The sequence below is a fragment of the Actinomyces dentalis DSM 19115 genome, from assembly GCF_000429225.1.
GTDB lineage: Bacteria > Actinomycetota > Actinomycetes > Actinomycetales > Actinomycetaceae > Actinomyces > Actinomyces dentalis.
Window position 1 is genome coordinate 1 of record NZ_AUBL01000093.1, and the last position, 1,656, is coordinate 1,656.

The window sequence follows — 1,656 nt, forward strand, 5'->3', positions numbered from 1 at the left end:
TGCGGGTGGGCGCCGTCGACGACGTAGTCGACCGCGCGATCGTGCAGGGCCCCGTCCACCGCCCGGAGCGGCAGCAGCGCCCGGTCGACCAGATCGCGGACTGAGGGATCGGTCATGGGGGCTCCTTGTCTCCGGCTTTCACCACTCAGCCGGTGAGATCGGTTCCTACTGCTCGAAGACTAACGACCGGGTACGACACGAATCCGGCGGGCCCGGCTCCGACGAGCGCTCATCACGGCGAGGCGCTGACCTCCCAGTCGGGGTCGTAGGGGCCCAGGGCGGCCAGGGCGGCGTAGTCGGCGCGGCACTCGGCCAGCAGCACCGGCGGCACCCGGTCCAGTGGTACCGGGCAGCCCCTGCGGGTGAAGGACAGGCTCGTGGTGGCGCAGGGGATTTTCTCCTCGGGCAGGCAGGCCCCGGTGAAGCCGAGTACCGCGGTCAGGCCCAGCGCGGCGAAGTCCTTGACGTAGGTGTCGAAGAAGCCCGCGACCATCGGCTCCCCGCGCTTGTAGCCGCGCTTGAGGGCGGCGGCGCGCAGGGTGAAGGAGTCGGTCATGTGCCCCTGGAGGTCCGTGAGGACCTTCTGGTTCTTCTCAATGCGGGGGACGGTGGCGCTCAGCTGGTCGAACAGGGGCTCAACCGCGTAGTCGGCCAGATGCTGCCGCCAGGCGGCCGCCTCCTCGTCGGTGAGCCGCGCGCGGTGGGCCAGGGCGACGACGGCCTGCGGTTCGAATTCGACGACGGCGTCGTCGGCCCCGATGAGCTCCCCGTCCTCCGTGGGGCGGAAGGTCAGGGGCCCGCCCTCAGGCGGGGCGGCCGTCCAGATCAGGCGGGTGACCAGTCGGCCCACCAGGGGGTGGCCGGCCAGCAGCTCGCGCCATTCGGCGGCAGGCCAGGTGCGGGAGGCGCACATGGCCTCGTACAGCCGCTCGGACTGGAGGGTCAGAACCTCCTTGGCCTCCTTGCGCGCCGCCGTCAGGCGCTTCTTGGCGGCCCTGACGACCTCGGCGTCCTCACCGGCGCGGGGCGCGGGCAGACCGGCCCGGCTCCTGCCCTCAGGGCCGGTGACGCGGATCTTGAAATCCGGGGTCAACCGGCCGGTGAACTCACGATCCCCGTAGGACAGGCGCAGCAGGCCGTCGCCGTCGAAACCCGCGGTCGGGACGGTGCGATCCGCCAGCTCCTCGGCGCTCCACCCCCGCTCAGAAGCGATCTCCCGCGCCAGGGCGGCCGCCGTGGCCTGGACGCCCGCCATCTTGTGACGCCGCGCAACACCCAGCAGCACCTGCAGCGCCCGATCCTGCCCATTGGCGTACAGGGCGCGCACCAGGGCGTCGAACTGGGCCCGGCGCCCCGGGTTGTCGCGCATGAAAGCGCGCACCAGCCCCGCGAGCTCGCCGTCGTCCATGCCCACCGCGAAGGCCAGCAGACCCTTGTCCGCCATCGCCGACCCCGCATAGGTGCGCTGGTGCTCGGCATAAGCGGCAGCGACGTGCTCCTCCAACGTGATGGCCGCCTGACTCTCCGCCCACTCCAGGGAGTCCGCCATCTTCTTATCCGCCCGGCACTGCGCCAGCCACTGCTGGGCGCCGTCGTAGGCCCACCTGCCGGCGGTCTGGGCGTGGGCGCGGCTCTCCTCCGGGTCGGGGCGACGGG

1 protein-coding gene is annotated in these 1,656 nt (G+C 72.2%); it reads right to left on the reverse strand.

The genetic code is table 11. The features are described 5' to 3' along the window. Positions 1 to 232 precede the first annotated feature (232 nt). The coding region (locus G446_RS18065) for a DUF4132 domain-containing protein (RefSeq protein WP_156916690.1) at positions 233 to 1,656 on the reverse strand (1,424 nt) is incomplete at its 5' end.